Annotated in this window: 31 protein-coding genes and 3 pseudogenes; 21 read left to right on the forward strand and 13 right to left on the reverse strand. The window is 70.3% G+C overall.

Annotated features, from left to right (window positions below; all coding sequences use genetic code 11):
* Positions 1-61: 61 nt before the first annotated feature.
* Both ACFCZ1_RS30170 and ACFCZ1_RS30175 read right to left on the reverse strand, forming a co-directional pair.
* Positions 62-280, reverse strand: coding sequence for a CBS domain-containing protein (locus tag ACFCZ1_RS30170; RefSeq protein WP_376681438.1), 219 nt, complete (start codon positions 278-280; stop codon positions 62-64).
* A gap of 253 nt (positions 281-533) precedes the next feature.
* Positions 534-1025 carry an HPP family protein gene (locus tag ACFCZ1_RS30175; RefSeq protein WP_376681439.1) on the reverse strand — a complete coding sequence of 164 codons (492 nt, stop codon included), beginning with the start codon at positions 1023-1025 and terminating at the stop codon, positions 534-536.
* A gap of 236 nt (positions 1026-1261) precedes the next feature.
* Between ACFCZ1_RS30175 and ACFCZ1_RS30180 the strand changes: the two genes are divergently transcribed.
* Entirely contained in the window at positions 1262-1885 is a 624-nt protein-coding gene (locus ACFCZ1_RS30180; protein WP_376681440.1) for a hypothetical protein, read from the forward strand.
* A gap of 80 nt (positions 1886-1965) precedes the next feature.
* Here the strand turns inward: ACFCZ1_RS30180 and ACFCZ1_RS30185 are convergent, their stop codons facing one another.
* Positions 1966-2364 (reverse strand): PP2C family protein-serine/threonine phosphatase, encoded by a 399-nt coding sequence (locus tag ACFCZ1_RS30185; protein ID WP_376681441.1) that lies wholly within the window; start codon positions 2362-2364, stop codon positions 1966-1968.
* Between the two features lie 86 nt (positions 2365-2450).
* Positions 2451-3290 (reverse strand): annotated as a pseudogene (locus ACFCZ1_RS30190) (PP2C family protein-serine/threonine phosphatase); the annotation flags it as partial.
* 395 nt (positions 3291-3685) lie between these two features.
* Here ACFCZ1_RS30190 and ACFCZ1_RS30195 point away from each other — a divergent pair.
* Positions 3686-5029: a phosphoribosyltransferase family protein gene (locus ACFCZ1_RS30195; protein ID WP_376681442.1), complete on the forward strand. Its 1344-nt coding sequence runs from the start codon at positions 3686-3688 to the stop codon at positions 5027-5029.
* A 92-nt stretch (positions 5030-5121) separates the two neighbouring features.
* On the opposite strand, the gene ACFCZ1_RS30200 is transcribed toward ACFCZ1_RS30195, so the two are convergent.
* Positions 5122-5838 (reverse strand): MIP/aquaporin family protein, encoded by a 717-nt coding sequence (locus tag ACFCZ1_RS30200; protein ID WP_376681443.1) that lies wholly within the window; start codon positions 5836-5838, stop codon positions 5122-5124.
* Positions 5839-6152: 314 nt separating this feature from the next.
* On the opposite strand from ACFCZ1_RS30200, the gene ACFCZ1_RS30205 reads away from it, so the two are divergent.
* Positions 6153-6335 (forward strand): hypothetical protein, encoded by a 183-nt coding sequence (locus ACFCZ1_RS30205; RefSeq protein WP_376681444.1) that lies wholly within the window; start codon positions 6153-6155, stop codon positions 6333-6335.
* Positions 6336-7355: 1020 nt separating this feature from the next.
* On the opposite strand, the gene ACFCZ1_RS30210 is transcribed toward ACFCZ1_RS30205, so the two are convergent.
* Positions 7356-7931, reverse strand: coding sequence for a DUF5994 family protein (locus ACFCZ1_RS30210; RefSeq protein ID WP_376681445.1), 576 nt, complete (start codon positions 7929-7931; stop codon positions 7356-7358).
* A 96-nt stretch (positions 7932-8027) separates the two neighbouring features.
* Here ACFCZ1_RS30210 and ACFCZ1_RS30215 point away from each other — a divergent pair, with 96 nt between their 5' ends.
* Complete coding sequence (locus ACFCZ1_RS30215; RefSeq protein ID WP_376681465.1) at positions 8028-8360, forward strand: DUF5994 family protein; 333 nt, start codon at positions 8028-8030, stop codon at positions 8358-8360.
* A gap of 795 nt (positions 8361-9155) precedes the next feature.
* On the opposite strand, the gene ACFCZ1_RS30220 is transcribed toward ACFCZ1_RS30215, so the two are convergent.
* The gene (locus tag ACFCZ1_RS30220) at positions 9156-9347 is read right to left on the reverse strand and encodes a hypothetical protein (RefSeq protein ID WP_327381885.1); all 192 of its coding nucleotides are present in this window, start codon (positions 9345-9347) and stop codon (positions 9156-9158) included.
* A gap of 903 nt (positions 9348-10250) precedes the next feature.
* On the opposite strand from ACFCZ1_RS30220, the gene ACFCZ1_RS30225 reads away from it, so the two are divergent.
* The 6 genes and pseudogenes from ACFCZ1_RS30225 (at position 10251) to ACFCZ1_RS30250 (ending at position 14801) form a co-directional block, all read left to right on the forward strand.
* On the forward strand, positions 10251-10976 hold the full coding sequence (locus tag ACFCZ1_RS30225) for a sigma 54 modulation/S30EA ribosomal C-terminal domain-containing protein (protein WP_376681446.1): 726 nt from the start codon (positions 10251-10253) through the stop codon (positions 10974-10976).
* A 63-nt stretch (positions 10977-11039) separates the two neighbouring features.
* Complete coding sequence (locus ACFCZ1_RS30230) at positions 11040-11846, forward strand: CBS domain-containing protein (RefSeq protein ID WP_376681447.1); 807 nt, start codon at positions 11040-11042, stop codon at positions 11844-11846.
* A 16-nt stretch (positions 11847-11862) separates the two neighbouring features.
* Positions 11863-12747 (forward strand): universal stress protein, encoded by an 885-nt coding sequence (locus ACFCZ1_RS30235; RefSeq protein ID WP_376681448.1) that lies wholly within the window; start codon positions 11863-11865, stop codon positions 12745-12747.
* Between the two features lie 242 nt (positions 12748-12989).
* Positions 12990-13625, forward strand: a pseudogene (locus ACFCZ1_RS30240) (Vms1/Ankzf1 family peptidyl-tRNA hydrolase); the annotation flags it as partial.
* Positions 13604-14425, forward strand: a pseudogene (locus tag ACFCZ1_RS30245) (nicotinate phosphoribosyltransferase); the annotation flags it as partial. The pseudogenes ACFCZ1_RS30240 and ACFCZ1_RS30245, both read left to right, overlap by 22 nt.
* 94 nt (positions 14426-14519) lie before the next feature.
* Complete coding sequence (locus tag ACFCZ1_RS30250; protein WP_376681449.1) at positions 14520-14801, forward strand: RtcB family protein; 282 nt, start codon at positions 14520-14522, stop codon at positions 14799-14801.
* Positions 14802-15009: 208 nt separating this feature from the next.
* Here ACFCZ1_RS30250 and ACFCZ1_RS30255 read toward each other — a convergent pair whose 3' ends face one another.
* Complete coding sequence (locus ACFCZ1_RS30255; RefSeq protein ID WP_376681450.1) at positions 15010-15288, reverse strand: DUF1540 domain-containing protein; 279 nt, start codon at positions 15286-15288, stop codon at positions 15010-15012.
* Between the two features lie 24 nt (positions 15289-15312).
* On the opposite strand from ACFCZ1_RS30255, the gene ACFCZ1_RS30260 reads away from it, so the two are divergent.
* Positions 15313-16404 (forward strand): tyrosine-type recombinase/integrase, encoded by a 1092-nt coding sequence (locus ACFCZ1_RS30260; RefSeq protein WP_376681451.1) that lies wholly within the window; start codon positions 15313-15315, stop codon positions 16402-16404.
* Positions 16405-17044: 640 nt separating this feature from the next.
* Here ACFCZ1_RS30260 and ACFCZ1_RS30265 read toward each other — a convergent pair.
* On the reverse strand, positions 17045-17548 hold the full coding sequence (locus tag ACFCZ1_RS30265) for a TspO/MBR family protein (RefSeq protein WP_376681452.1): 504 nt from the start codon (positions 17546-17548) through the stop codon (positions 17045-17047).
* Between the two features lie 39 nt (positions 17549-17587).
* On the opposite strand from ACFCZ1_RS30265, the gene ACFCZ1_RS30270 reads away from it, so the two are divergent.
* Entirely contained in the window at positions 17588-18355 is a 768-nt protein-coding gene (locus tag ACFCZ1_RS30270; protein WP_376681453.1) for a hypothetical protein, read from the forward strand.
* Positions 18356-18690: 335 nt separating this feature from the next.
* Complete coding sequence (locus ACFCZ1_RS30275) at positions 18691-18876, forward strand: hypothetical protein (protein ID WP_376681454.1); 186 nt, start codon at positions 18691-18693, stop codon at positions 18874-18876.
* Positions 18877-18975: 99 nt separating this feature from the next.
* Here ACFCZ1_RS30275 and ACFCZ1_RS30280 read toward each other — a convergent pair whose 3' ends face one another.
* Positions 18976-19515, reverse strand: a complete 540-nt coding sequence (locus ACFCZ1_RS30280) for a universal stress protein (RefSeq protein WP_376681455.1) — start codon at positions 19513-19515, stop codon at positions 18976-18978.
* 265 nt (positions 19516-19780) lie between these two features.
* On the opposite strand from ACFCZ1_RS30280, the gene ACFCZ1_RS30285 reads away from it, so the two are divergent.
* The gene (locus ACFCZ1_RS30285) at positions 19781-20143 is read left to right on the forward strand and encodes an SAV_915 family protein (RefSeq protein WP_329097292.1); all 363 of its coding nucleotides are present in this window, start codon (positions 19781-19783) and stop codon (positions 20141-20143) included.
* A gap of 11 nt (positions 20144-20154) precedes the next feature.
* Positions 20155-21489 (forward strand): diaminopimelate decarboxylase, encoded by a 1335-nt coding sequence (gene lysA / locus ACFCZ1_RS30290; protein WP_376681456.1) that lies wholly within the window; start codon positions 20155-20157, stop codon positions 21487-21489.
* Positions 21490-21625: 136 nt separating this feature from the next.
* Here the strand turns inward: lysA and ACFCZ1_RS30295 are convergent, their stop codons facing one another.
* The gene (locus ACFCZ1_RS30295; protein WP_376681457.1) at positions 21626-21910 is read right to left on the reverse strand and encodes a hypothetical protein; all 285 of its coding nucleotides are present in this window, start codon (positions 21908-21910) and stop codon (positions 21626-21628) included.
* A 6-nt stretch (positions 21911-21916) separates the two neighbouring features.
* Between ACFCZ1_RS30295 and ACFCZ1_RS30300 the strand changes: the two genes are divergently transcribed.
* Positions 21917-22696: a MerR family transcriptional regulator gene (locus ACFCZ1_RS30300; protein ID WP_376681458.1), complete on the forward strand. Its 780-nt coding sequence runs from the start codon at positions 21917-21919 to the stop codon at positions 22694-22696.
* Between the two features lie 234 nt (positions 22697-22930).
* Here the strand turns inward: ACFCZ1_RS30300 and ACFCZ1_RS30305 are convergent, their stop codons facing one another.
* Entirely contained in the window at positions 22931-23164 is a 234-nt protein-coding gene (locus tag ACFCZ1_RS30305; RefSeq protein ID WP_376681459.1) for a hypothetical protein, read from the reverse strand.
* Positions 23165-23462: 298 nt separating this feature from the next.
* Between ACFCZ1_RS30305 and ACFCZ1_RS30310 the strand changes: the two genes are divergently transcribed.
* The 5 genes from ACFCZ1_RS30310 (at position 23463) to ACFCZ1_RS30330 (ending at position 26574) form a co-directional block, all read left to right on the forward strand.
* Complete coding sequence (locus ACFCZ1_RS30310) at positions 23463-23789, forward strand: PadR family transcriptional regulator (protein WP_266674586.1); 327 nt, start codon at positions 23463-23465, stop codon at positions 23787-23789.
* On the forward strand, positions 23786-24142 hold the full coding sequence (locus tag ACFCZ1_RS30315; RefSeq protein ID WP_266845869.1) for a DUF1048 domain-containing protein: 357 nt from the start codon (positions 23786-23788) through the stop codon (positions 24140-24142). The genes ACFCZ1_RS30310 and ACFCZ1_RS30315 overlap by 4 nt, the downstream gene beginning before the upstream one ends.
* Position 24143: 1 nt before the next feature.
* Positions 24144-24470: a DUF1048 domain-containing protein gene (locus ACFCZ1_RS30320; RefSeq protein WP_376681460.1), complete on the forward strand. Its 327-nt coding sequence runs from the start codon at positions 24144-24146 to the stop codon at positions 24468-24470.
* A gap of 329 nt (positions 24471-24799) precedes the next feature.
* A complete protein-coding gene (locus ACFCZ1_RS30325; protein WP_376681461.1) occupies positions 24800-25786 on the forward strand; it encodes an ATP-binding cassette domain-containing protein in 987 nt (328 codons plus the stop codon).
* Positions 25783-26574, forward strand: coding sequence for an ABC transporter permease (locus ACFCZ1_RS30330; protein WP_266845872.1), 792 nt, complete (start codon positions 25783-25785; stop codon positions 26572-26574). The genes ACFCZ1_RS30325 and ACFCZ1_RS30330 overlap by 4 nt, the downstream gene beginning before the upstream one ends.
* Positions 26575-26730: 156 nt before the next feature.
* On the opposite strand, the gene ACFCZ1_RS30335 is transcribed toward ACFCZ1_RS30330, so the two are convergent.
* Positions 26731-26945, reverse strand: a 215-nt coding sequence (locus tag ACFCZ1_RS30335; RefSeq protein WP_376681462.1) for a hypothetical protein, incomplete at its 5' end; no start/stop codon positions are given.

The following is a 26945-nucleotide window of genomic DNA, read 5'->3' on the forward strand; positions in this document are numbered from 1 at the left end:
CTCACCGCTGATCATGTCGGCGTTGCCGGTGCGGACTTCCTCGGCGGATGACCTTTATCCATCAAGAGGTGGCGCAGATGGCTTCGACGAAGTGGCCGACCTGTTCCTCGGAGAGATGCCGGGCCAGGTCGGCTTCGCTGATCATGCCGACCAGCCGATGGTCTTCGATGACGGGCAGTCGTCGGACGCGGTGTTCTTGCATGATCTGCAGGACCTGTCCGGTATCTGCATCCGCCATGACCGTGAACGGCTTGCCCTCAGCGAGCATTCCTGCCGTCATGTGGTGGGCGTCTACGGGTGCCGGTGACGGGTGATCAGCCGAACAGTTCGCGGACCCGGATAGTGTCCACGGACCGCCCCTGCGGTGTGGCTCTGCGCCGCGTCGGCGGCAGACCGACGGACCTCTCACGTGCGGGCAGCGGGCCACTCGGTCCATTGTCGGCACCCGGCTCCCGCCACCGCTCCGGGCCTGCCCTGTGTGCGGCCGCGCGGGCGTTCGTCCTGGCCATCTCATCCTCATCCTGTGATGCCGCTCAGGGGACGGGGTTCACCCGGTCGTCACGGCGGGGCCCGAGTCCCGGGGTCAACGTGAACGGTCCGATCGGTCTCCCCTCCGCGGTTCGGGGCCCGGAGGCCGGGTGCCGCACGAGGGCGGCGACGATGTCGGAGGCTGTCAGCAGGCCGACCAGCCTGCCGCCGCTGCCGACCACCGGCAGGGCGTCGCAGCCGTTGTCCGTCATGGCGACCGCTGCCTTGCGCACGCTTTCCCCCGCCCGGACCGCCACCCGCCGACGCCCCGACACCAACGTGCCGACGTCCAGTGCCGAGAGCACGACGGCGGGCTCGGAGCACGCGACCGCGACATCGAAGCGATCGAGGAGTCCGGAGCACCGGCCGTCCGGCAGCAGGACGGGAAGGTGCGCGGCACCGGTCCTCTCCAGCAGTTCCCAGGCCATCAGCACGGTCTCGCCGGCGGCGATGGCCACCACGTCCGTCCGCATGGCCTCTCCGACGGTCCAGGTCATCACGGGTGTGTCCGGCCAGGCAGCTGGAGGCTGCGCCTGCGGGCGTGTCGCCGATCCCATGCCAGACTCCCCTCGTCGTGAGGTCTTGTCCCGGATATCCAGCATGGCCCCTGGCCCCTCAGCTCGCGCAGGTGCTGGTCGGGCCCCTCAAGGGGACCGGGGGGCCCATGGCCGTCCGGCTGCCGACGCACGAAGGTGGAGGAGGTAGTCGCACCCGTGTTCCGGGAGGCCTGGCCATGCGCACACCAGATTCCGAAGGAAACGGGCCCGGGCCGGCACGTCGGCACCGGCGCTACGAGAGCCTGCCGGGCGGCGCCGCGAACCCGCTGGAAAGGCCCTCCGACCGCTTGGAGCGCCGGCTCGACCGGGTACTGATGGCCGTGCTGATCGCCTCGCTGCCGCTGGTGGCGTGGACGGGCGGAAGCACGGCTCACGCCCACTTCGAGCACCAGCGCCGGACGCAGGTGGCCGAGCGGCACCTCGTCGCGACGGAGCTCCTGGCCGATGCCCGGAAGGACGGCGGGAGCCCCGGAACGCGTGCCGGGGCACATGCACTGGTCCGCTGGAACGACCAGGCGGGGGTCCACACCGCCGTGGTCCCGGTGGCAGCCGGGCAGCAGCAGGGAACACGGGCACGGGTCTGGCTGGACGCCGATGGCAAGCCCACTTCGCCGCCCGCCACCGCGGAGTCCGTGACGGCCACGGGTATCGCCGCGGGCATGGCCGCCGCGCTCGGCGCGTGCGTAATCGTGGGCGGCACGTACAAGGGGATCCGTTGGACGTTCGACCGGCGCCGAATCCAGCAGTGGGAACGGGAGTGGCAGCTGGTCGAACCCCGGTGGAACCGCCGCGAGCGGTGACGGCGATGAACCAGGCTCGTGCGCGGGGTGGCCGTCGGACGCGCCGGGGAGGTCCCGGACGGGAGTGAAGGAGGGGCTGATCAAGGACCGGGGCCGGGCGGGGTGCGGAGGACGAGCAGGGCGATGTCGTCGTGACCGTCGCCCAGCTGATTGTCGGCCAAGACCTGGCAGAGCCTCTTCGGGGGAAGGTCCGCGTGCGCCGTGAGGATACGGGCGAGAGCGGCCAGCCCGTCGTCGAGCGGCCGGTCGGGGTGCTCGACAAGGCCGTCGGTGAAGAAGACCAAGGACGCTTTCGGAGGCAGGGAACAGCGATGGTCCTGGCGAGGGTGGCTCGTATCCACGCCGAGGGGGAGGCCCGGGTCGCCGTACAGGTACCGGGCCTCCTCACCAGGGATGACGAGCGCTGGAGGCAGGTGCCCCGCGGTACTCCAGTGCACCTCCCAGGCCCGGCCCGCAGACTCGACGAGGGCCAGGCACACCGTGGTGACGGGGTTGTCGGTGATCCCTCCAGCGTGCGGTCCAACTGCGTGAGCACCGCGCTGGGCGGGGTGTGGCGTTCGTAGAGCAGGGCACGCAGCATGTTGCGGATCTGAGCCATCAACGCCGCCGCCTGCATGTCGTGGCCCACGACGTCCCCGATGACCACCGCGCAGGTCCCCCCGGGCACGAGCAGCGCGTCGTACCAGTCGCCGCCCAGCTTGGCCCCCTCTGCCGGGCGGTAGTGCGCGGCGGCGGTGAACGGCGCCAGGTCCGGCAGCGTGGGCAGCAACAGGCGCTGGAATCGTTCGGCGCTCTCCCTGATCTGGGTGAGCAGACGTGCCTTTTCGATGGCCACCCCCGCAGCACCCGCCAGGGCGACGACCACGGCCTGGTCATCGGCGTCGAAGGGCCTGCCGTCGCGGCGCTCGGCGAGGTACAGATCCCCGTACACCTCGCCCTGGACCCTGATCGCCGTCCCCAGCAGTGTGCGCATCGGCGGGTGTCCGGGCGGGAAGCCGGAGGACTCCGGGTGGGCTTCTATGCCATCGACCCGCAGGGGTTCGGGGTGGTGGATCAGATGGCCCAGCAGGCCCCTGCCCTGTGGCTTCCCGGTGCCGGCGAGGCGGCGCTTCTCCTGCTTGGTCAGTCCCAGCGCGATGAAGTCCGTCAGTCTTTCGTGCCGGTCATCGAGGATGCCGATGGCTCCGTAGCGGGCATCGACGAGCGCCATCGCACTGGAGACGATCCTGCGCAGCACACCTGGCAGCTCCTTCTCCCCGCTGACGGCGAACACCGCGTCGAGCAGCCGCCGAAGCCGTTCCTGGGTTTCAGCAAGAGCTTTCGCCCGCTCTGCGATTCGTTCAAGCCCGGTGTCGACATGCGCCTGTGGACTGCCGGGAGCCCGAGGGCCATCCCTCGTACCCATCGCCACTGCCCCTCTCACCGGCCCCCTGTCACAACGGGCTCCGCTCTTCCCAGTCTGCAAGCCCGGACGAGATCGGACACCCGGGAATCGCAGTCCGAGGGGCACGCTCGCACGGTCCTGCGCGATGCCCGCGGCCTGGACGGTGCGTTCGCGGCGCCGGCATCATCCGGGTGCGGACCTCGCGCACCGGTACGACCCTGGAGTCAGGGGTTGTGGTTTCGTGCCGTGCCTGCCCTTCGGCTCCCTGATGCGGAGGTGGCCGGGCCGCCGGGCTCGAACCCCTCACCACCGCGGCCTGCCGACCAGCGCAGCCGTCTGGTTGCCGCCCCGTCCTTCCGGTCGCCTTCCCGGCGGGCGCCGACCGACGGGCCGAGGCCGGCGAAAGGAGGCGCAGCATGCTCTTTGCCGATCGAACGGCCGCCGGAAGACAGCTGGCCGGTGAGGTGTCCCGGCTCGGCCTGGCCGAGCCGGTGGTACTCGGCCTCCCCCGCGGTGGGGTGCCCGTGGCCGCGGAGGTGGCACGCGTCCTGGGCGCGCCGCTGGACGTGATCGTGGTCCGAAAACTCGGGGTGCCCTTCCAGCCCGAGGTGGCGTTCGGCGCCATCGGCGAGGGCGGCGTACGGCTGATCAACGGAGCGACGGTCCGTGCGGCCCGCCTCGGCGAACGGGACTGCGCCAGGGTGGAGGAGGCCGAACGGGCAGAGCTGCAACGGCGGCTGGCACGCTACCGCCAAGGCCGGGAGCGGATCACCCTCACCGGACGCACCGTCGTGATCGTGGATGACGGCATCGCCACCGGATCGACCGCGTCCGTGGCGTGCGAGGTGGCGCGGGAGCACGGAGCGGCGCAGGTGGTCCTGGCCGTCCCCGTGGCGGCTCCGCAGGCGCTGGAGCACCTTCGGCGCGAGGCCAACGAGGTGGTGTGCCTCTCGGTGCCCCGTCATTTCTCCGCGGTGGGCCAATGGTACGAGGACTTCTCGCAGGTGGGAGACGAGGAGGTCGCCGCGCTGTTGGCCGAGGCGGCGCGGGCACGCCCGGCAGCACCGGCACAGGCTTCGGGTCGGGTCCCGCCACAGACTGGTGAGGTGGCGGTGGACGCGGGAGGCACGGCGTTGCCCGGGCTGTTGACCGTGCCCGAGGGCGCGGCGGGTGTCGTCGTCTTCGCGCACGGCAGCGGCAGCAGTCGCCTCAGTCCCCGCAACCGCCACGTGGCCGAGGTCCTCAACCGTGCGGGGCTGGCGACGCTGCTCTTCGACCTCCTCACCCCGGCCGAGGCGAATGACCGGGCGAAGGTCTTCGGCATACCGCTCCTGGCTCTGCGCCTGACGCAGGCCACGGGCTGGCTCCGCGCGCGGCTTCCCCTGCGCGTCTGCTATTTCGGCGCCAGCACGGGCGCCGCGGCCGCGCTCATGGCCGCCGCCGAACCCCGGTCGGACATCGCCGCGATCGTCTCCCGGGGCGGACGCCCCGACCTGGCGGTCTCCCGCCTCGCAGCCGTACGCGCTCCGACCCTGCTGATCGTGGGCGGAGCCGACGATCAGGTGCTGGACCTCAACCGCCAAGCCGCCGCCCGGCTGCGCTGCGAGCACCAGGTCGGCGTGGTTCCCGGCGCGACCCACCTCTTCGAGGAACCCGGCGCGCTGGACGCCGTGGCCGACGCCGCGCTGGAATGGTTCGTCCGCCATCTTCCCCACTTCGGCACCATTCCCCACAGGTCCGACGAACACCGACAGACGTGATGGCCGCGCGCCCGGCCGACGTGCCGCCGGTCCTCGGCGCACCGGCCGGGCGTCCGTCCGGGAACGCTGACATCCGGATTCACCGGCCTGCCTCATCGGCCCCCGGCCGATACCGAGGCCTCCGGACTCGGGGACCCGCGCAGGATCCAGGCCAGAGGCATGGCGAGCAACGCGCCGACCAGCGGTCCCACCACATAGATCCACAGCTGCCCCATGCTGCCGCCGACCACCGCCGGACCGAGACTGCGAGCCGGGTTCATCGACCCGCCGCTGGCCGGACCGGCCCACAGCGCCGCGAGCGCGACGTAACCGCCCACTGCGATGGCCGCGTTGTGCCCGATGTTGCGGGCCCCGGTCGCCGTTCCCAGAATCACGGTCGCCAACCCCAGAGTCAGCACCATCTCCAAGACGAGCGCGGTTCCGCTCGCCACCCCCGGACCCGGCACCGTTGCCCCGAGCCCGCCCTGCAGACCGAAGAGCGCCCGCAGCAATCCCGCTGCCGCCAGCGCTCCGGCCGTCTGCACGAGGACGTACCCCGGCACCCTGCGCCAGGGAAAGGCACCACGCGCCGCGAACGCCACCGAGACGGCCGGGTTGAGATGGGCCCCGGACGTCTCACCGAGGGTGTAGATCAAGGCGAGCACCATGACCCCCGGTGCCACGGCCTGCGCGCCCGGGCCGACCTTCCCGTGCGACACCGCATCGACCACACCGGCTCCAGCCGCCACCAGGACCAGGAAGAAGGTCCCGACGCCCTCGGCGGTCAGACGCCGCCACTCCGGCGCGCCTCCCGCAGCCGCCCCGCGCACCCACTCTCCACCTCTCCGGCGAGTCACGACACACCGCCCCGCGCCGCCGGGCCACCACAGCTGAAGCCGATCGCCTGCCACACCGGCATCGCACTCACTCCCCTCGATACTTCCCGCCGCGCCCAGACCGGCAGGTACCGTCCACCCGTCCACTATCGGCCGGGGGCAGCACAGCGCGCAGAACCAAGGCTTTGGGACATGACATGGGCGTGCTGACGCCGATCGGTCCCTGCAGGACCTGAACGGGATTCGTGAACGGATCGACACACACGGAGAGAGGTGCTCTGGGCTGCGGCCCATGCGGCGCGTCGGGAGTGCCCTCTGCACATCGTGCACGGCTGCTGGGATCGGTCGGACCGAAGGTCGCCGCGTGCGCCACGACACCCGTCATCGTGGTCCGCGGCACCGAGGACGCCGCCGCAACCAGCCTCCTGGCCGCCGTCCGCGACGAGCACGTCCGTGGCCCGCTCTCCGGTCGAGGCGGCGCGCACCCCTGACCTGCTGATCACGGGCGGGCGGCGCTCCCCTGGTTTCATCGGCCCTGCCCCCGGATGGGCGACGCACAGCCTCCTCCGCCACTCGTACTGCCCCGTGGAACTCACCCGCCAGGCCCGGCAAGCCGCCCGAGGGTGAGCCGTGATCGCCCCACCCGGACAGAGGATTCAGACAGTTCGGGGCGTGCTGTTTCGGCTTCCGGCCTCTCGTCCCGGCACTCAGGCGGATTCTGCGGTTACTCCGCGGACTGTGGCCTCGGCGCCTGCCCGAACGGCCTCGATGGCGCTCTGGTGCAAGGCCCGGCTGGCTTGTTCGCTAGTGCAGGGCAAGGGGCTCCCGGTCACGGCGCACCAGTGGGGGGCACCGCTGTACTGCACCGCTATGTGGGCCTGTCCGTCCTTCCAGATGGTGCGCACGCTCACCTCGCCGGTTACGATCCCGTCCTCGTCGGTACGGACGCCACCCGCGCCGGTGAAGACTCCTGCGGTCGTCCACGTCGATGTCATGTCTTCCGGCCCCTTCCTCGGTGATTCGCATGGACCCTCTTGTCGCCGTCACCCCGGCCGCGGTGGGGCGACGGGCGCCTCCCCGCTGTGGAGGCGAGTACCGCCGCGCCCTCGTCGTGGGCATGCTGGACGGCGCGGGCGAGGAAGTCGGACCATGGCTGCGTCCCCCTTGTGCGTGACGTGAGCCTCGGTCCGTCAGACGGGTACCGGCGCCGGGGGGGGGTGGGTGCGCTGTTCGGTTCCGGCGAAGCCGTGAGGCAGGGCTTCGGTGACCGTACGGATGGTCTCGGCGAGGCCGCGACGATCCGGACTTCGGCGTGTCCGGCCGGGGCAGTCCGGGAGCTCCGGATGCGCCCTGGCGGAATCTGTGTCGGCGTCGGACGATGCCGGCACAGAGGGTCGCTGAATTGACAGGCGGCGTGCCTCGTGCCCGGGTGCCGCGCGGGCGGGTTGGCGTGCTGGCTGCGGCCAGGGAGAGGATCGCCGTGGCGAGGACGAGGGGTGTGTCCCCGCCGCTCACTTCCAGGTGTCCCCGGGCGGGGGCAGGTCCCGCCGCCCGATGCCGTGCTTGGAGGGTGCCATGCGGGACCCTCCTTCGCCCTCCCAGGTGTCCTCGCGGCTTCGGGTGTCCCGTAGACCACGGCCAATGGCCGCTTCGTCGGCCATGAGAGCGCCGGCGGTGAGGACGCTGCCGGGGATGGCTGCGGCTGCCATGAGGCGGGCCGCGGCGGCGGGCTCGGTATCGGGCGGGATCACGAGCAGGTCCCAGCGGCCGACGGTGTAGGAGAGCAGGATGAGTTTGTCGGGGTGCTGTTCGGTGAACCAGCCCACGTGGATGGTGTGCCCGCCGGTGTTCACCGTATGGGGGATGACAGGCCAGCGGGTGGGGTTCACGGTGACGCGCGTGATGCGTCCCCAGACCTCGTCCAGTGCCGCCGCGAGGGGCGGAAGCTCGGCTTGGAGGTTGCGCGAGCGCGGCCACCAGGCCCCGTCCAGCTGGCCGGTGAGGGTGGTCTTCGGCGTGAGGGACACACGCGTCGGGAGCTCTGTGGCGAGGTCGCGGGAAGAGGTTCGGCCGGGGGTGGTGGTCATGTCACGGTCCTGCCCCCGGGCTGTCCGTCGGCAGCCCGTTTTTCGTGATCGCTGGGAACGTCGCCCACTGTTAAGACTGTACGCCCGTTCGGCGGGATCCGACCGGTGGGCCAAGCCTTCCGGGCGCACGCGATCAAACCCGGCACGGCTCGGCTGCGGCTTGAGACTACTCCGTCCTGGGAGGGGCTCCTGGACGGCGCGTGGTGGCCGCGCACGCGCGACATCGAGGCCGAACTGCCCGCGTTGATCGGCGTGGTGACCGAGCATCTCGGGCCGATTACCCGCGTCGGCATGGACGCCTCCGCCCGGAACGAACAACCCAACCCCGGGCGGTGGCGCGGAGCCGTCGTCGGGACACATGCGGCACTGTGCAGACGCCCCCGTCACCGTTCGGTGCGTCGAATGCGTCGGAACACCGCGCGCCGGTGAGGGCAGTACGGTGATCACCAGAAGCATCGTGAGCCGCAGCGTCGGCGGCGACGTGCTCGGCTCGCCTCCACGGATTCTTCGCGGGCCGGCCGGGGCTGGGCGCGCAGGTGTAGAGCCCTGGTATCAGGTCACGGTGGTGTCTTTCATGTTCGGGTGGATGGTGCAAGGTCACGGCAATTCTCCACCGGCCGAGAGGGGTGGCGCAGGGCTGCATGGGCCCACTCCTCTGGCCCAAGGGAAGCGGTTCAGCCGGCCCGAGCCGTGACCGCTTCCCGGAATACGGCCATGCACGACGTGCAGTAAAGCTCTGGCAGGGCGGTTCGGTCGGTCGGGGAGACGCCGGCGGGGAGCCGGGAGCCGCACAGTGACGTGTGCGGCTCGATCTTGCTGAGCACATGCCACAGGACACCGGCTACGCCCTCCCCGAGGGGGCCTACGCGCATTTCGTACATAGCGTGCCTCACCGTCTGTCATCGGGACGTGCCTCCCGCCTGACTCAAGGCAACGCCACGACGCCCGATCGGGCCAACTATCGTGGGCCAGACGGGTGACCTTGATGAAGATGGCGTTTGTAGCGGCGCCGCCTGCCGGGGCACTCGGTGGCGAAGGCAGCGACCGGCCAGTCTGCTCGCACGGCGACGACCCGCTCACCTCCATGTCTGCGCCGAGGAGCTCGTCACGCCGTCCGTCCCATTGCTCAGCCGCCTCAGACGGCGGTCGCTTCCGTGCCGAGAAGGCGGCAGCGCACGTCGACGACTCCCTTGCCCGTTCGGCCAACCGGGCGTGGCCGTGGTGCTACAGGCCCTGGGCCAGGAGAAGTTCATGAGCGAGCCGTGCGCCGCGCGCCGCGTGGGCCGACGCGTCCGTGTCCTGTGAGGGGTTGGCCTCCAGGCCTTCGGCCAGTGCCCGGACTGCCTGGGCAAGCGTCTGCACCTGTGCTTCGACGAGCGACAAGCGGTCGTGCTCAGAGGGGGTGCTCTGGGTCATGACAAGCCTCCGTGATCAAGACAGCGGGCATACGGCGTCACGTGCCACTGTGCGTCATGGCAGGGTGGAGGTCCATCGGACATTCGGCCCTCGCCGCTTGTCGGCGGTCGAGTTACAGACGGTCGGCAGACGGAGACAGCCAACGGAGTCGGCGCGTGGTCCGCTCGCTCACGGATTGTTCGGGTGGCGAGCAGCCCAGTCATGGCGGTCAGGACCACACAATCCAGCAGCAGAGTGGGCCGGTGGTGTACCGCCGGGGTCATCGCGGTTCACCTCCGCGGGACGACGATGGTGCGACAGGTCCCCTCAGCCCCGGGAAGGGCCGTTCGGCCCCCTGCGAGTCTCGGGTAGCCAAGGAAGACTGGGTGGTGGCGAGTAAGAAAGCAGAGGGAGCCGAGCTCCCGAACCCGAGAAGCGTCGATGGGACGCGGACCCGCCACGCGACGGGACGCGCGCTCTGCACATGCTCGAAGAGGCACCGGTGGCACACAGCGTGTGCGCCTTCCCACGGCGTGACCGTCAGCGGAGTGATCCATCGGTGAGAGGTCGGCCATGACCGAGAACATGTCGGACACCGAGCGCGCCGAGGACCGGCTGAGCGTCCCCAGAGGTGCTCGTACAGCCCCTGGCACAGCCGGTACGAGCCCTCGCCGAGGAGCCGGAGAAGAACCCGGCGGCGGGGGAAACGGACGCCGCGCAGCGAGCGGCGCATGGGGTCCGGTCGGCTCATGAACTCCTGCTCGCCCAGAACTTGCAAGGCAGGCCGACTGCCGAACGCCGAGTCGCGCAGCGGAGGTCATCATGAAACGAACGGCACCACAACCCCTCATAGATGTGCAGGTGGAGACCCGCGGCCGGGTGTCCACAGAGGATGCCGAATACGTTCGGGACAAGGTACGGGCGATGTTCGACCAGGCACCGGGGCCGGTGCTCTTCGCCCGGGTGAAGCTGACCCGCCTCGCGAACCCGGCGATTGAGCGCCCCGTGACCGCGCAGGCCAACCTGGATGTCAACGGCAGGCTGGCCCGGGCCCACGTGGCGGGTAGCAGCGCCACAGAAGCAGCCGATCTTCTCCGGGACCGGCTCGCGGCCGTGCTGGCGCGGATGGCGGAGCACTGGGAGGCCCGGCGCAGCCGGACGCAGACGCCGGACACCGCCCACGAATGGCGGCACGGCGATGAGCCCGCCCACCGCCCCGGCTACTTCCCGCGTCCGGTCGAGGAGCGGGAGGTCGTCCGGCACAAGTCGTTCACCCTCGCCTTCGAGTCGCCCGACGAGGCGGCGGACGACCTGGAGAGGCTGGACTACGGCTTCCAGTTGTTCACCGACGCCGGATCGGGCGAGGACAGCGTCCTGTACCGAACGGGCACGGCGGAATACCGGCTGGCCCAGGTGCACCCGCGGCCCGATCTAATCGGCCCGGTGTCCGTGCCGCTAACCGTCAGCCCGGCCCCTGCCCCTCCTATGACCCTCACCGAGGCGAAGGGGCGCCTGGATGTCACCGGCTGGCCGTTCGTGTTCTTCACCGACGCCAGCACCGGCCGGGGGAATGTCCTCTACCACCGCTACGACGGCCACTACGGCCTGATCACCCCCACCGCACACGAGTCGACGACCACAGCCGCCTGAACCGGAGGAGACGCACCGCTGCCCGACGCCCGGACCGCGGGACCACATCTGGAGAAGAGCGCCATGAACGAGCATGAGAAGTACTCAGCGGGCGCCGAGGCCGGCCGAGCCATGCCGGGGCACGCCTGGCGGCCCGACGAACCGCTGCGGCAGGACGCCCTCATGCGGTACCTCGGCGCGATCGCGGCCGTGTCCGCCGCGAAGGCGGCCCGGCCTGCCGCCCGGGCGCCCCGCACAGCCCTCCTCGTACGCGACCTGATGGCCGTGCCCCATCCGTCGGTCACCGTCGACACCGGCCTCCCCGACATCGCCCGGGCCCTGTCGGAGCACGGCATCGGGTCCCTGCCCGTCGTCGACGCCGACGACCGGGTACTGGGCGTGGTCTCCGAGGCCGATCTCCTCGCCGTGGTCGCCGCGCAGGCGCACCGTCCCAGCGCCGTGCGCCGACTTCGGGAGACCGGGCCGGTTGCCGAGCCCGGCAAGGAGACGGCCGAGGCCCTGATGACCAGCCCTGCCATTACCGTCCATGGGGACACGACGGTCTCCGAGGCGGCATGGCTGGTGGCCCTCTCCCGCCTCAAGCGCGTTCCAGTCACCGAGCCGGACGGGCGGCTCGTGGGTACCGTCCACCGCCACGCCCTGCTGGACGCCCTGCTCCAGGACGACGCGGCCATCCGTGCGGGCGTGGAGGGCCGCATCCGGGAGGCGTTCCCCGAGGCCGCCGACACGGTGGAGGTCGTGGTCCATGAGGGGGTGGTCCGTCTCCGGGGCCCTGTGGCGGGCGCCGACGCGGCGCGGCTGCTCGCCGAGGTGAAGGGGCTCGACGTGGTGACCGCCGTAATCGACGAACTGGCCGTACGGGACGGATGAGAGGGCGGTGGCTCCGATGGAACTTCCACTGACGGTCGGCCTCGACGGCTCCGACTCCAGCTTCGAGGCACTGGACTGGGCCGTGGACGAGGCGGCGCTGCACAGACGCTCTCTGCGGGTCGTGTACGCCTCCCGGTGGGAGCGGTACGAGACCCCTGCGCCCGGCCAGGACCGGCTGGCCGGACAGGTGGTCGGCCATGACGTCGTGGGAGTCGCCGCCAGGCGCGCCGAGCGGCGGAACCCGGACCTCAGGGTGGATACCGAGGTGCTCGCCGAGGACCCGGTGCACGCGCTGCTTCAGGAGAGCCACACCTCCTGGGCCCTGGTCACCGCTTCACGGGGCCGTGGCGAGATCGCAAACCTCCTGCTGGGCTCAGTCAGCCTGTCTGTCGCCGCCCGCGCCGCGTGCCCGGTCATCATCGTCCGCGGCGACGAGCCCGGCATCCACGGCACACACGACCGCCTCCTGCTCGGCGTCGCCGACGCCCCCGGAGGCCCCGAGGCCGTACGATTCGCCCTGCGCGAGGCCGCTACACGCGACTGCGATCTCGATGCGGTCCGTGCCTGGCGCTGCCCCGCACACGACACTGTCGACCACCCTTCCCTCGCCGACGGCACCTGCCTCTACCACCAAGCACGTGCCGACACCCTGCTCGACGAGGCCCTCACCGGGCCGCTGCGGGAACACCCCTCGGTCCGGCTGCACAGGGCTCTGGTGGAGGGGCCCGCGCACAAGGTCCTCGTCGAACGGACCGCGGCGGCCGACCTCGTGGTCGTCGGCGCACACCGCCACGAGCGCTACCTGGGCCTGCAACTCGGCCACGTCGCCCACGCCCTGCTGCACCACGCACTCTGCCCCGTCGCGGTCGTACCGAAGGTCGAGGGGAGCATCCGAGCGTGAGTCCGCCGGCCGAACCGTGCCTCGTCAGGAGAGGGACTCCATGACGAGGGCGCGGATGTCCTGCGGGAGCTGCTCCAGCGCCGCTTCCAGCTGCGCGGCGAAGCAGGCGGCCACATCGACCGTGGCGCCGGTCGAGGAGTGTGTGCTGACAGCCAGATCGCATCCAGCGCCCCGGCCGTCCCGCCGGGAGCGCCCCGTACGACAGGCAGCGTGACGCCGCCGAGGAGGCAGCGATGAGCCCGATGACCGCAATCAAGGAGGACGCCCTGCAGTCCCTGCTGCGCCACGAGGGTCCCGTGTGCTCGGTGTACTTCCGTCTGGAAACACGGCCCGAGCAGGAAGACGACGCCCAGCAGCGCTGGCACGCCCTGGCCCGTAGCCTGTCCGGCCAGCGGGTCGACACCGCCACGATCGAAGCCCTCGGCGACCGGGTCCGCGAGGCCCTGCCGGGATCCGGTGTCCTGGCCGCCTTCGCGGCCGAGGGCGAGATCCTGTTCGCCACCGAGTTGCCGGCAGCGGACCTGGCCGACACGGCCATCAGGACCGCCCTGCCGCGTCTGCTGCCGGTGCTGGAGTGGCGGCAGAACCATCCCGCACACGTCCTGGCCCTCGTCGACCGCTCGGGGGCGGACCTGGAGACCTACCCGAACGGAGGCACTGAGGCGCTACGGCAGACGATCACGGGCGCCGACGACGAAATCGTACGCAACGCTCCCGGGGGCATGTCCCAGGGCCGATTCCAGAACCGGGCAGAGGACTCCTGGGAACACAACGCGACGCGGGTCGCCACAGCCCTGAGCCGTGCCGTCGCCCGCGTCTCCGCGCACCTGGTCCTGCTCGCCGGAGACGTCCGTGCGTGGCCGCCGCCGTGCAGTACGGCCTTCCCGCCTCCGGCACGATGGCGCACTCGTACATCGAGACCTTCCCCACCGAGCGCGACGCGTTCCGGGCCTTCGTCCGGGCCCACCCCGGCCCTGTCACCCTGCTCGTCGACACCTACGACACCGAGCACGGGGTCAAGGCCGCCGCACAGGTCTTCCACGAACTGGGCGACCCGGCCGGCTGCGCGGTCAGGCTCGACAGCGGGGATCTCGACGCCCTCGCCCGGCGCGCCCGCGCCCTGCTCGACGCCGCCGGGCTGCCGGGCGTGCGGATCATCGCGAGCGGCGGCCTGGACGAGTACGCGGTCGACGTTCTCGTGCGGGCCGGGGCGCCGATCGACGTGTACGCGGTCGGTACGAAGATGGGCGTGGCCGCCGACGCCCCGTACCTCGACGCGGCGTACAAGCTCGTCGCGTACGACGGCCGCCCGGTGATGAAGCTCTCCTCCGCCAAGGCGACCGCACCCGCCCCCAAGCAGGTCTTCCGCCGGCCGGGCCTCCAGGACGTCGTCGGCCTGCGCGACGAGGACGTCCCGGAGGGGGCGGAGCCGCTGCTGCGGACCGTGATGCGGGACGGGCGCCGGGTCGGTCCGCACTCCTCCCTGGCATCGGCGCGCACCAGGTTCGAGACGGATCTCGCACAGGCGCCGGAGGCGGCACGCCGGATCGACAGGCCCCGGGCGCCGGTGGCCGCCGTATCGCCCCCCTTGGCCGCCCTGACAGACGAGGTGAGGCGACGCATCACCGCCTCGATCGGAAGTGACCTGCCATGCGGCACCACAGCGTCGCCGAGCTGATGACGCCGATCGCGGTCGGCGTCCGCGAGCACGCACGATGGCATGCTGATCGGGGTGTCGGGCCGGAGTGATCTGGTTCAGCTCCTCGTGTGCCGTGAGCGCGCGATCCAGGACGAGATCGTCGACCTTCGACTCCTGCTGCCACGGCGCGGGACGGGTACGGAGCCGCCACCGCGCGCAACGCGCGATGACTGTCGAACGACTGCGCACGGAACTCGCCGGAGCCGGGATCGCCGTGCGTCCCACCACCTGGCGCAGTGTGACGGAGGAAGCGCCGGAGGCGTACAAGGACGTCGTCGTCGTCGACGCGAGCGAACACAACAACCTCGGACGCCGTGTCGCACGCCTCCTCCCTCTGGGCGTACTCAAAGGCTGACCCGTCCGTCCGTGGAGACCGAGGGGGACGCCCGGCCCCTGCACTGCGTGCGACGTCACGCACGGGCGCATGGTCTCTGAACTGCAGGAACGGCCGTTGAGGGCCCCGGGCTGACTGTCTCTTCTGGCCTCTGCCTCGCTACTGGCACGTTGTGGCACGGCACCCGTGCAGTGCCGGGGAGGGGGCTGGGCGGTGCTTCGGCTGGGGCTCAGGCGGATGCGTACGTCAGGCAGTCCACGCTGTCCTGCTGGTAGCCGACGGTGATGTTGGGGGCGTGGCACTCGAACTGGACGTTGTGCCGGCAGCCGGACACCTTGCAGGCGCCGACGCGGCCTGTTGCCGCGGGGTCTCCGCCCTTGGACGCGGAGCTGAAGAAGGTGTCGCAGTGCGCGTGCTTGGTGTCTCCGACCGTGATGGCCAGGGCATGGCAGGCACGGTCCTGGTTGTAGGCGCAGTCTTCGACCCCGCACTGCTTGATGACAGGCATGTCCAGCTCGCCGCCAAGGCGCTCGTGCTCAAGCCGACCACCATGGCGCGTTACCGGGACTACGTCCACAACGACCTCGCGCCCGCCTTCGGCACCCTCAAGCTGGACGAGCTCGGGCACCGTCACATCGCCGCGTTCGTGACCGGCGAGCTCGCCGCAGGCCGCGGCAAGACCACCCTCTACCGCTGCCTGGCCACCCTCTCCAGCGCTCTGGGTGACGCGGTCCGCCAGCACTGCCTCGCCCACAACCCCGCCAGTCCCCCGGCGCTTCGCCGTCCACCGTCGCCCGAGCGGCGGAGCTGGACCGCGGACGAGGCCGTCCGCTTCCTCCAGCACTGCCATCGGGCAGACCCGGAGATGGCCGACCTGTTCGAGTTCCTCATCGGCACCGGCATGCGCAAAGGAGAGGCCCTCGGTCTGCACTGGGACGACGTCCACCTGGCTGAGCGTGTCTTCCATGTGCGTTGCACGCTCTCCGCGATCGACAACAACCACCTCGTCATCACCACGCCCAAGACCCGCTCGAGCCGCGGCTGGGTGGCCATCTCTCCCAGGGTCGCCACCGCCCTCTGGCACCGAGCAGGATCAGCTCCCCAAACCCGCGGAGATCCCAACAACCTGTTCACCGGGCTCGTCTTCTGCCAGCCCGACGGCCATCCTCTCGGCCCACACCAGGTCCTGGACCGACTCCACCGGCTCTCCGAGGAAGCGGGCGTCCCCAGGATCTCGGTGCACGACCTGCGCCATCTGGCCGCCACGATCACCATCACCGCTGGCGTGCCGCTCACCGTCGTCTCCAAGACGCTGCGGCACTCCACGCTGTCGACGACCGCGAACATCTACAGCCACCTCACCCAACAGGCAGCCCGCGAAGCCGTCGACACCATCGACCACACGCTGACCAGAGCCGAGAAGACCAGCACGCGTACAGACCGCCCGGCATGGCTGCGACCACCACGCGACCACATCCAGCGCCTCCGCGAAGCCGTCCAACGGCTCCGCTCCCCCTCACCGCCCGCATACAGCACCACGGCGAACCAGCCCCGGACCGGGCATGCGACCACACTGCGACCACCAGGACGCCGGGCACGGAAAAGGCCGTCCTCTCACGGATGAGTGTCGGGCGACACGAAAATGTCAGTGCATGACGACACGCAAATGTGTCAGTGAATTGCTCCTGCTCGTCAGGAGTGCCGAGCTGGGGTGGGATGGTTGCGCCTCCACGGGCGGGCCGAGCTCGCGTGGTGCTGTCAGCGGCGCCGGGTGGTCAGTGGGACGAGACGAAGCAAGCTGATTGGTCGAGGTGGAACGGTGAGCCGGGGTTCTCGGGCGCCCAGCCAGCGGCGAGAGCGGTGCGGATGCTCTCAGCGACCTGAGCAGGCAGGACTGGGCTGCCTTGTGTTCCGAACCAGTTGCTCGAGTGCGGCTGGTTGGTGGTGATCACCAGTGTCGTGTCCGGCGTCTCGGCGTGTTCGGCTGCGTAGGTAAGGGGTGAATGGACCAGGCCCTGGTCGTAGGTCGGCCGTCCGCGGAGCCTCCACCGGTAGGTGGTGCCGTCCACGGTGATGAGTCGCGATCAACTGGCCTCTCAAGAGAGCCGAACACCGCAACTGGCCACCACCCACACCAGCCACCGTCACCGTCACCCGGCAGGCCACGACCTAAGTCACCAGCATTGCGGATGGGTCCGGCTCGCCCGGGCGAGGGCGGGACAGCACGGACCGCTGGGCGAACCGCTCCGTCCGCGGTGCCCGCGCTACCCGTTGAGTTGCCAGACGGCAGCGTTGAGGGCGGTCGCGAACGCCACCCACAGCAGGTAGGGGACGAGCAGGAACGCGGCCGTACGGTTCAGGCGGTAGAAGCGGACCAGGGTGACGCCGAGCGCCGCCAGCAGCAGGGCGATGTCCAGCAGGGCGAGTCCGTACTCGCGGGCGCCGAAGAACAGGGGGGTCCAGGCCAGGTTGAGGGCGAGCTGTACGGACCACCAGGTGAGGGCCCGCCGCACCCGCGGGCGATCCGGATGGCGCCACACCAGCCATGCCGCGATGGCGATGGTGGCGTAGAGGACGGTCCAGACGGGGCCGAAGAGCCAGGCTGGTGGAGCCCAGGCGGGACGCCGTAGGGACCGGTAGACCGCGCCCGCGTCGAGGGAGACGAGCACCCCCACGGCCGCGACCCCGTAGGTCACGGCGAGGAACGCGGCGAGGGATCCCCAACCCCTGCTCGCACGGTGTCGTGTCGGTGTCGCAGGTGGTGCCACGGCTGACTCCCGGCTTGGTCTCGATCGCCTCTGGCACGGGTGGGGAGATCGGAGCGGCCCGGCGGCGCCGTCCCCGCCCCACGACCTCTCTTCCCATTCCACACTCCGGCCGGACGCACCGCATCTGCGGGCAACGACATCCGGCTCGACGCACTGCCCAACCAGCCCCTTCACGTCGTCCTCGAACTCGCCCGGCACCTCGACCTCCACCCCGCCGACCTAACCCCCTTCGCCGAAGAGGTCTACCGCCTCCCGCGCCACCACCAGGTCCAGCAGCCCCCCGACCCGTCAGCCGAAGCCGATGCCGTCACCGTCCTGAGCGCCCTCGCGCACGCCGGCCGCCCGCTGACCGCCGACTACCTCGCCGAGTGCCTGCACTGGGACACGGACCGCACGATCGACGCCCTTGAACACGCTTGGGCAGCCCCCGGCCTCAGCGGCCCGTACGCGCTGCGTCGGGCCGCCCCCGCCCACTTCACCCTCGCCCCACGCATGGACGTCCTCACCGACGAACAGATGAACGCGATCCACCTCGGCAACCACACCGCGACCTGGCGCAACCCCAACGGCACACATCGCCGGCCCCTCCAGCGCGACGCCCTCAGCGACCGGGACGCCGCCGTCCTCTACCAGGCCTGGCACGACGGTTCCGTGTCCGCCGACGAGGACGGCCCCTGGGCCCAGGCCGTCGCCGGACTGATCGACGCCGGACTCCTCACCGTCACCACCGACGGCGACACCGTCCTGGCCGACGACGTCCAGTACAGCCTCCGCGCCATCGACACCGACGACGTCAATCCCTACTGACACCCGTCATGTCGCCGACCACTGACACTTCCTGTCGTCGGCCCCTGACATTCGACTGTCGTCCGACAATGAGAGAACGGCCTCCGACGTGCGTAAAGCACAGTCGGGACGACAGGATTTGAACCTGCGACCCCTTGACCCCCAGGGCGCAAGTTGTGCGTGGGGAGGGCTATCGTGCGCCATCGCGCACACCGTATGGTCCCCAACTGGTCCCCAGGGCCCCTCGGAGGAGCACTCGCGGCAGACACCTCCGAGGCAGCCACCGCTGCCCAGCATCCGCCGGCAAGGCGCAGAGCCGGGTTGCAGCGCGCGGCGTTTGTCACGGGCTGCTGGCCATGCTCCTCGGGTGTGCCTGGGCCGACCCGATCGCCGCCCTGGTGATCGCCGCCGTAGCCGTCAAGGAAGGCCGTGACGCCTGGCACGGCGAGTCCTGCTGCGGCCCCATGCCTGTCGGCGGCGCGATCAAACCTGGCGAGACCGAGGCCAACTGCGCATGCCCGCCCGGCTGCGACTGCTGCTGACAGTGCACGCGGTCAGCTGAGCACGTCGATCGCATGCCGAAAGACCCCGTTCCCCCGTCGACACGGGCTCGCCTCCTCACGGTGATGGCGTCACCCGGCTCACGGAGTCAGCTCCCGCAGGTCCAGCGGCATTCTCCAGAAGTTGCGTCGGCGTGCGGCACCGAGCTCGCTCTGGAGTGGAGACGGAGGCACAACGAGAACAGGGCAGGCGGCGTGCGCGAGGCAGTAGCGAGCCACCGAAGGGCGGACGAGGCGGCGCAACGCGGCGCGTGATCCCGTGCCGACGACGAGGAGGTTGTCCACGTCGCGGGCAGCGTCCACGAGGGCCGCGCCCGGGGTCCCCCGTACCGTGAGGCCGGCGACAGTGACACCGGGCTTTACGGCACCGAACGCCGTATCGAGGACCTCGCGGAGTCTTTCGACAACCGCGGCGCGGCATTCCGCCAGGGCGGAGGGCCCGAGGCCGTTGCGGCTTCCGAGCTCACCGCCCGGTGACTGCCAGGCCAGGACGACCCGCAGCTCCGCGTCGCGCACGCGGGCCTCTGCGGCCGCCCGGTGCAGCGCGGACAGACTCCCCGGCGTTCCCGTCACACCGACCACGACTCTTCGCACGGCCTCTTCCCTCTCTGCTTCGTCCACCAGATCCCATAGAAGAGCCGGAATGGAGGATGACGTGATGTTGCTGATGGCCTTCTAACGCGGAGATCCGTAACCATGACGGGATTCTGATGCCCGTGGCTCCGGCCGTCAGTGATCCGTAAGAACATGGCCGGTCGCCGTATGGGTCCCGTTACGAGGTGGCCACAGGTGCAGGGGTGCGGGGATAGCTTCGATGACGCGCCCCGGCCCGCCTCCCCGCAGCCGGGGCGCCAATCGCCACTCGTGGTTCCTCAGGGAGGGCCCCATGTGTTTGTTCCTGTACGACGACGACCCCGAGCCTGAAGAACAGGCCCCGGCCGGGCCTTTGTACGTGCCCGCCCGGCCGGGAGGAGCACACCAGGTGGTGCGGCTGTTCCGCACCCCGTTGGGAACCCGTACCGCCGTCGGCTTCACCAGCCCGGACCGGCTCGCCGCCGCGCTCGGCACGGCCCAGCCCTGGATCCGGCTCTCCGAAGCCGCTCTCCGGGCAATGTCCGAACCGCTCGGGGTGAACCTGCTGACCGTCGACCCGACCCTCACCGCTCCCCCGGTCACCGCGGCCGCGAGCACCGCCCTGCTCGCGGCACCGGTCACGCAGGCACCCGGAACCACGGCCCGGACGGCCTGAAGGGATCACACATGACTATCACCGCCCTCTCCGCCATACCGACCGACGCGCGTGAACTCTCCATATGGCCCGCGTCCATGACGCCACTCCCGCACGGCGGCCTGGCCGTCGGCGGGGTACCCCTCACCGAGATCGCCGACCGGTTCGACACACCGGCCTACGTGCTGGACGAGGGAGAGGTGCGCGGGCGCTGCCGGACCTACCGGGACGCGTTCCCGGACGCCGACGTGCTGTACGCCGCCAAGGCGTTCCTGTCCCGCGCCATGGTGCGCTGGGTGCGGGAGGAGGGACTGGGCCTCGACGTCTGTTCCGCCGGGGAGCTGGAGCTCGCCGTCACCGCCGGCTTCCCACCCGAGCGCATCGTGCTGCACGGCAACGCCAAGTCGCCCCGCGACCTGGCGGCGGCGCTCCGCCTCGGCGTGGGGCGGATCGTCATCGACAGTCCGTCCGAGATCGCGAGGATCGCGGCCGCCGTCGGCCCCGACGGGCGCCAGAAGGTCATGGTGCGGGTGGTGCCAGGCGTCTCGGCCGGCGGGCACGACAAGATCCGCACCGGTACGGACGACCAGAAGTTCGGTCTGTCCCTCACCGACGGGGGTGCGCAGCACGCCGTCACGCGGATCCTCGGCCAGCCGCAGCTCGAACTGACCGGCCTGCACTGCCACATCGGCTCCCAGATCTCCGACGTGAAGCCCTATCTGGTCGCGCTGCGCCGGATGGTGGGGCTGATGGCGCGTGTCCGTGACGCGCACGGCGTGGTCCTGCCCGAGCTGGACATGGGCGGCGGTCACGGCATTGCCTACCGGCCCGGTGAACCCGCCTTGGACCTGACCGCGCTGGCCCGACGGCTGCGGGCGGAGCTCACTGAGGGCTGCGCCGCTGCCCGGCTGACCGTCCCCCGGCTTCTCATCGAGCCCGGGCGGGCCGTCGTCGGGCCGGCCGGAGTCGCGCTGTACCGGGTGCTCGCCGTCAAGCACACCGGGGAGAAGGTGTTCGTCGCCGTCGACGGCGGCATGAGCGACAACCCCCGGCCCGCCCTGTACGGGGTGCGCTACGCGCCCCGCCTGATCGGCCGCCACTCGGCGGCCGGACCCCGTACGACCACAGTCGTCGGCCGCCACTGCGAGGCCGGCGACGTCCTCGCCGCCGACGTGCACCTGCCCGGCGACATCCGCCCCGGCGACCTGCTCGCCGTTCCGGTTGCCGGTGCCTACCAGCTGTCCATGGCATCCGGCTACAACCTGGTCGGCCGCCCCGCCGTCGTCGCCGTCCACGAGGGCACTGCCCGGCTCCTTGTCCGGCGGGAAACCCTGCAGGACTACCGGAGCCGGGACATCGGCGTCTAGGGCCACGCCAAGGCACGTTCGCCGCCTGCGCTTCTTCATGTCTTCATGGTGAGATGCGGGAAGAAGTGGTCATGGACGATCGCGACGCGTAGCCATCCGAGCTGAGATCGCGTAGGTGCGGCGGCCGGGCGGATCGTCAGCCCTGATGACCGCCCGGTGCCTGCAGCAGCCGGTCCAGCTCCGTTCCGGCATCTTCGTATCCGGCATCGGAGATCCGTTGCAGCTCTCGCAGGTCACCGGCTGCCACCGCGCGTCGGGTGAGTAGGAACCCGGCGTGTCGGGATCCTTCGTCCAACAGGTCGCTCAGCTCCGCGAGGTCTCCGGCCGCGTCCGCGAGGTCGGCCAGCCGGTCCAGCGCGGTCTCGTTGCCCTCGTCGGCCAGGTCGCGGAGGGTCTCCCGATCGGGATTCGTGTTCTCCATGACGCCATGCTGCAACCTTGCCCCTGGGGCAAGGTCAAGTGGGACGATGAGCGCGTGATCACCATCGGACAGCTGGCCGGCTACATCGGAGTGTCGATCAAGACCGTCCGCGTCTACCACGACAAGGGGTTGCTCCCCGAACCCGACCGCGACGCGTCCGGCTACCGGCGGTACGGTGCGAACGACGCCGTCGAACTGATCAAGATCCGGACACTGGCAGAAGCCGGCGTCCCTCTGGCTCGTATCCGGGATCTGAGAGCGGCAAGCGACGAGGAATTCCGGCAGGCGCTGGGAGAGATCGACGACGAACTCGGCGCCCGCATCCGCAGCCTGCAGGAAACACAGGGGCGGCTGCACCGGCTCGCCGCCGGGCGGCTGGTACCGCTCCCCGGCGAAGTCGTCGCCCATCTGGAGGACCTGGCCCGTTGGGGATTCACGCCTCGATGGGTGGACCTGCAACGCGACTTGTGGATCCTCGTGTTCGCCACCCACCCGGACCGTGCGATCACCCTGTTTCACGACCAGGCCCAGATCTTGGCCGACCCGGCGCTACGGCAGCTCTTCCTCGGCTACGACCACGCGCACGACCTCGACGCCGACGACCCGCGCCTCGACGACCTCGCCCGCCGTATCGCCGAGGCGAATCGGGAGCGCTACGGGTCCGACGAACGGCCCGGGCTGGATACGGACTCCGAGATCCCCGCCCTCATCCAGGGCAGGGTCAACGCTTCGTCCCCGGCGTGGGAACGGCTCGACTCGCTCATTCGCGCCCAACTGAACGCATGACATGAGCACCCGGGAGCGATCTGCGAGGCGCGCCTCTTCTCGGACCGTCACAATTCCCTTGGCTGCGGCGTGGAGTGGGGTGGGCGAGGGCGCCATCTTTCCAGGTCGACCCGCATGGCACGGCGAGGGGTCTGTTCACCGTCCCAGTACGGCGCCGCAGACACGATCGACGCAGGCGGGCACCCCAGCGGTGGCGGACGACCGTAGACGGCGTCACCTGTCACTGGCTCGCGGTCACGCGTCCCAAGCGGCCGGGAGATACCTCACCCCGCAGATGTCCCGCGTCTCGGGACGCAGGACAACCTCCGCGGCCGGTACGGCCATGCGCAGCGTGGGAACGCACTCGAGAAGCGCGGAGAACGCGACCCGCATCTCGACACGGGCCAGCTGCGCACCCAAGCACACGGTCTCGCCGTGGCCGGAGGGCCAGGTGCCCGCCCCGCCGGACTCCCTCCGGAGGTCGAGCACGTGGGGAACGGCGTAGTGCTCGGGGTCGCGGCACCCCCACGTGTAGGCGAAGCGCCGGGGGTTCGTCCCGTGCGGACGCGATCCGCAGCGGCGCCGGGACGTGTACGTGGTCGACGACGACGCTTTGCACCACTCGATCGCGATCAGCTCGAGGGCAGACGCTCGAGGCCGGCAGCGGCGCGGATCGCAGGGGCCGGTCCCTGTTCGCCGATTGCTGGCACCCTCCACTACTCGGTGATACCGTATAGCTGTACTCGGTACTACGCAGTACCGGTGACGCCGAGGAGGAAGACTTGAGATGGACGACCTGACGGAGATGCTGAAGGGCACGCTCGAAGGGTGCGTGCTCGAGATCATCGACCGCGAGGAGACCTACGGGTACGCCATCACCCGTCAGCTGAACGAGCTGGGCTTCACCGACGTCATCGAGGGGACGGTGTACACCATCTTGCTGCGACTGGAGAGGAACGGACTCGTCCAGGTGACGAAGCGACCATCCGGGGTCGGTCCCCCGCGCAAGTTCTTCGCGCTCAACGACGCGGGCCGCGAGGAGCTCGCGAAGTTCTGGGCGAAATGGCAGTACGTCTCATCACGCATCGACAAGCTCAAGGAGGGCGGGCGATGAACTTCTGGGAGACCATCACAGGCAGCGATCTCACCAGGGAATGGAAGGCGTTCGAAGCCCGGGCCGCCGCCCTGCCGGGTGACTACCGGGCGGCGTGGGAACAGATCAAGGTCGGCCTGCTCCCCCACGGGGACTTCACCGGCCGCAACCTGATGCCGATCCTCGACGCCGCCCTGGGACTGCTCGAAGAAACGGCGGCGGACGGGCAGAGCGTCCAGGAGGTGCTCGGCGACGACATCCGGGGCTTCTGCACGGCACTGGCCGGCGGCGAAGGGGCCCGAACCTATCGCGACCGCTGGCGCGAGCAGTTGAACAGGAACGTCGCCAGGAAATTGAGCAGGCTGGGAGGCTGACATGGGCATCCAGGACATCATCGAGGGCAAGAAGCAGTGGCGGGCGCACAAGGCTCGGGTCAAGGCCCTTCCGCCGGACTACCAGATCGTCTACAAGGAGATGCAGAAGTACCTGTTCAAGGTCGGACCGATCGACCTGCCTGATGGGCCCCTGCTCCCCGGGATCGTCGACTTCTTCGAGGAGGGCGTCGCAGCGGGCAAGGGCGTCTTGCAACTCATCGGCAGCGACGTCGCGGCGTTCTGTGACGACCTGATCAAGGACTCTCCGACCTATGCGGACGCCTACCAGGAATCCCTCAACAGGGAACCCGGCACGGCCGGGAAGTAGCCTCCACCGCTCACCTCAGCGGGCATAGCACGCACGGCTCATCGCTTCGGCGCGGCGCGAACAAATGCGGTTCGACCGACTACCAGAGGCCGCCGCAGATCCTGCCCGCCGAGGTGGGCCGAGCAGCCCCGGCGAGGCCCGACTCAGCCCTGCCGACGCAGGCAACACCGTCGACGGTCAAGTCTCCGCGGCAGGGCGATCGACACCCTCCCCATGACGATGCGCATGACTGACGTGCCGTCACAGACGTTCGCTTGAGCCGAATTCCGAAACAGCATCCCCCTGCGTCTCCTGCCTTCGAAAGGGAAGTCGCCATGCCTTCATTTGTCATGCCCACATCCAGTCGGGTGGACAGTCGCCCGTCGCCGACCGCTGTCTCCGCCGTCGGACTACGCAAGTCCTACGGCGAGAAGCTCGTCCTCGACGGCATCGATCTGCACATCCCGGCCGGGTCCGTGTTCGCGCTGCTCGGCCCGAACGGCGCCGGCAAGACCACCGCCGTGAAGATCCTGTCCACGCTCATCACCGCCGACACCGGTGACCTGCACGTCGGCGGTCACGACCTGGCCGCCGACCCACAGGCGGTCCGTGCCGCGATCGGTGTCACCGGGCAGTTCTCCGCCGTCGACGGACTGATCACCGGCGAGGAGAACATGCTCCTCATGGCGGACCTGCACCATCTACCCAAGAGCGAGGGGCGGCGGGTCGGCCGCGAACTCCTTGAGCGCTTCGACCTGGTCGAGGCCGCGAAGAAGCCTGCCTCGACCTACTCCGGCGGCATGAAGCGCCGCCTCGACCTCGCGATGACGCTGGTCGGCAACCCGCGGATCATCTTCCTCGATGAGCCGACGACAGGGCTCGACCCCCGCTCCCGCCACAACATGTGGGGCATCATCCGCGGCCTCGTCTCCGACGGCGTGACCGTCTTCCTCACCACCCAGTATCTGGAGGAGGCCGACGAACTGGCCGACCGCATTGCTGTGTTGAACGACGGAAAGATCGTCGCCGAGGGCACCGCCGAGGAGCTCAAGCGGCTCGTCCCGGGCGGGCACGTCCGGCTCCGCTTCACCGACCCGGTCGCGTACCAGTCCGCCGCTGACGCCCTGCGCGAGGTCACCCGGGACGACGAGGCACTGTCGCTGTCCATCCCCAGCGACGGCAGTCAGCGCGAACTGCGCTCCATTCTCGACCGGCTCGACTCCGCCGGCATCGAGGCGGACGAACTGACCGTTCATACTCCGGACCTCGACGACGTGTTCTTCGCCCTGACCATCCCGGCCAACGTCCCCAACCAGCCCAAGGAGACAGCCCGATGAGCGCACTCTCTCTCGCTGTACGCGACTCCAACACGATGCTGCGCCGCAACCTGCTGCACGCGTGGCGCTATCCGTCGGGGACCCTGAACCTGCTGCTCACGCCGATCATGATGCTGCTGCTCTTCGTCTACATCTTCGGCGACGTGATGAGCGCGGGCATCGGTGGGGGCGGCGCCGACCGCTCCGACTACATCGCCTACATCGTCCCGGGCTTGCTGCTGATGACCATCGGCAGCACCGTGATCGGGGCCGCGGTGTACGTCTCCATGGATATGACAGAGGGCCTCATCGCCCGCTTCCGCACGATGGCGGTCTACCGCCCTTCGGTACTCATCGGGCACGTCGTCGGCAGCGTGCTGCAATCCGTCATGAGCGTGGTCCTCGTCGGCGCCGTCGGCGCGGCCATCGGCTTCCGCTCCACAGACGCAACCGTCCTGGAGTGGCTGGCAGCATTCGGGCTCATCGTGCTCTTCGCCCTGGCGCTGACCTGGATCGCGGTCGGCATGGGTCTGGCCAGCCCGAACCCCGAGGCGGCCAGCAACATGGCCATGCCACTGATCCTCCTCCCCCTGATCTCCAGTGCGTTCATCCCGGCCGACACCATGCCCGGCTGGTTCCAGCCGATCGCCGAGTACCAGCCCTTCACCCCCGCCATCGAGACCCTGCGCGGCCTCCTCCTCGGCACCGAGATCGGCGATAACGGCTGGATCGCGATCGCCTGGTGCGTCGGCCTGACCGCGCTCGGCTTCCGCTGGTCGACGGCACAGTTCAACCGCGACCCGAAGTAACCGGGACGACCGCGCCGGCCGGCGTCCATCCAGTTGCATGGCCTCTGGCTACAGCAGCGTGGGCCGCCCCACGGTCGTCGCGCTCCAGGACGGCACGGCCCGGGTCCTCGTACGGCGCGGACGCCGGAGGACTAGCGCAACCGGGGCAATCGGCAGTTAGGGGCGGTAGACGAGCTCGATCACCATCGCGGCGATCACCGCCCAGACGCCGAGGCCGAGCAGCCAGAGAGCCTCGAGGAGGGCGCCGGTGGCGATGACGGTCAGGCCGGCCGCGCCGAGGGCGAGGATCGCCCGGCGGATGCCGCGATCGGGGAGCCAGTCGATGGTCACGTCATGAGAATCGCGCCGGCCCCTCGCCTTGGCGAGGGGCC

Source organism: Streptomyces sp. NPDC056224 (assembly GCF_042267665.1).
Classification (GTDB): domain Bacteria; phylum Actinomycetota; class Actinomycetes; order Streptomycetales; family Streptomycetaceae; genus Streptomyces.

Excerpts from the sequence above, each read along its gene's own strand:
- ACFCZ1_RS30310 (WP_266674586.1), top strand. The coding sequence starts at position 23,463 with ATGGACGACCTGACGGAGATGCTGAAGGGCACGCTCGAAGGGTGCGTG.
- ACFCZ1_RS30325 (WP_376681461.1), top strand. The coding sequence starts at position 24,800 with ATGCCCACATCCAGTCGGGTGGACAGTCGCCCGTCGCCGACCGCTGTC.
- ACFCZ1_RS30320 (WP_376681460.1), top strand. The coding sequence starts at position 24,144 with ATGGGCATCCAGGACATCATCGAGGGCAAGAAGCAGTGGCGGGCGCAC.
- ACFCZ1_RS30210 (WP_376681445.1), bottom strand. The coding sequence starts at position 7,931 with ATGACCACCACCCCCGGCCGAACCTCTTCCCGCGACCTCGCCACAGAG.
- lysA (WP_376681456.1), top strand. The coding sequence starts at position 20,155 with ATGACTATCACCGCCCTCTCCGCCATACCGACCGACGCGCGTGAACTC.
- ACFCZ1_RS30220 (WP_327381885.1), bottom strand. The coding sequence starts at position 9,347 with ATGACCCAGAGCACCCCCTCTGAGCACGACCGCTTGTCGCTCGTCGAA.
- ACFCZ1_RS30230 (WP_376681447.1), top strand. The coding sequence starts at position 11,040 with ATGAACGAGCATGAGAAGTACTCAGCGGGCGCCGAGGCCGGCCGAGCC.
- ACFCZ1_RS30175 (WP_376681439.1), bottom strand. The coding sequence starts at position 1,025 with ATGACCTGGACCGTCGGAGAGGCCATGCGGACGGACGTGGTGGCCATC.
- ACFCZ1_RS30330 (WP_266845872.1), top strand. The coding sequence starts at position 25,783 with ATGAGCGCACTCTCTCTCGCTGTACGCGACTCCAACACGATGCTGCGC.
- ACFCZ1_RS30295 (WP_376681457.1), bottom strand. The coding sequence starts at position 21,910 with ATGGAGAACACGAATCCCGATCGGGAGACCCTCCGCGACCTGGCCGAC.
- ACFCZ1_RS30315 (WP_266845869.1), top strand. The coding sequence starts at position 23,786 with ATGAACTTCTGGGAGACCATCACAGGCAGCGATCTCACCAGGGAATGG.
- ACFCZ1_RS30255 (WP_376681450.1), bottom strand. The coding sequence starts at position 15,288 with ATGCCTGTCATCAAGCAGTGCGGGGTCGAAGACTGCGCCTACAACCAG.
- ACFCZ1_RS30235 (WP_376681448.1), top strand. The coding sequence starts at position 11,863 with ATGGAACTTCCACTGACGGTCGGCCTCGACGGCTCCGACTCCAGCTTC.
- ACFCZ1_RS30180 (WP_376681440.1), top strand. The coding sequence starts at position 1,262 with ATGCGCACACCAGATTCCGAAGGAAACGGGCCCGGGCCGGCACGTCGG.
- ACFCZ1_RS30300 (WP_376681458.1), top strand. The coding sequence starts at position 21,917 with ATGCTGCAACCTTGCCCCTGGGGCAAGGTCAAGTGGGACGATGAGCGC.
- ACFCZ1_RS30170 (WP_376681438.1), bottom strand. The coding sequence starts at position 280 with ATGACGGCAGGAATGCTCGCTGAGGGCAAGCCGTTCACGGTCATGGCG.
- ACFCZ1_RS30195 (WP_376681442.1), top strand. The coding sequence starts at position 3,686 with ATGCTCTTTGCCGATCGAACGGCCGCCGGAAGACAGCTGGCCGGTGAG.
- ACFCZ1_RS30275 (WP_376681454.1), top strand. The coding sequence starts at position 18,691 with ATGCTCCTCGGGTGTGCCTGGGCCGACCCGATCGCCGCCCTGGTGATC.
- ACFCZ1_RS30225 (WP_376681446.1), top strand. The coding sequence starts at position 10,251 with ATGTTCGACCAGGCACCGGGGCCGGTGCTCTTCGCCCGGGTGAAGCTG.
- ACFCZ1_RS30285 (WP_329097292.1), top strand. The coding sequence starts at position 19,781 with ATGTGTTTGTTCCTGTACGACGACGACCCCGAGCCTGAAGAACAGGCC.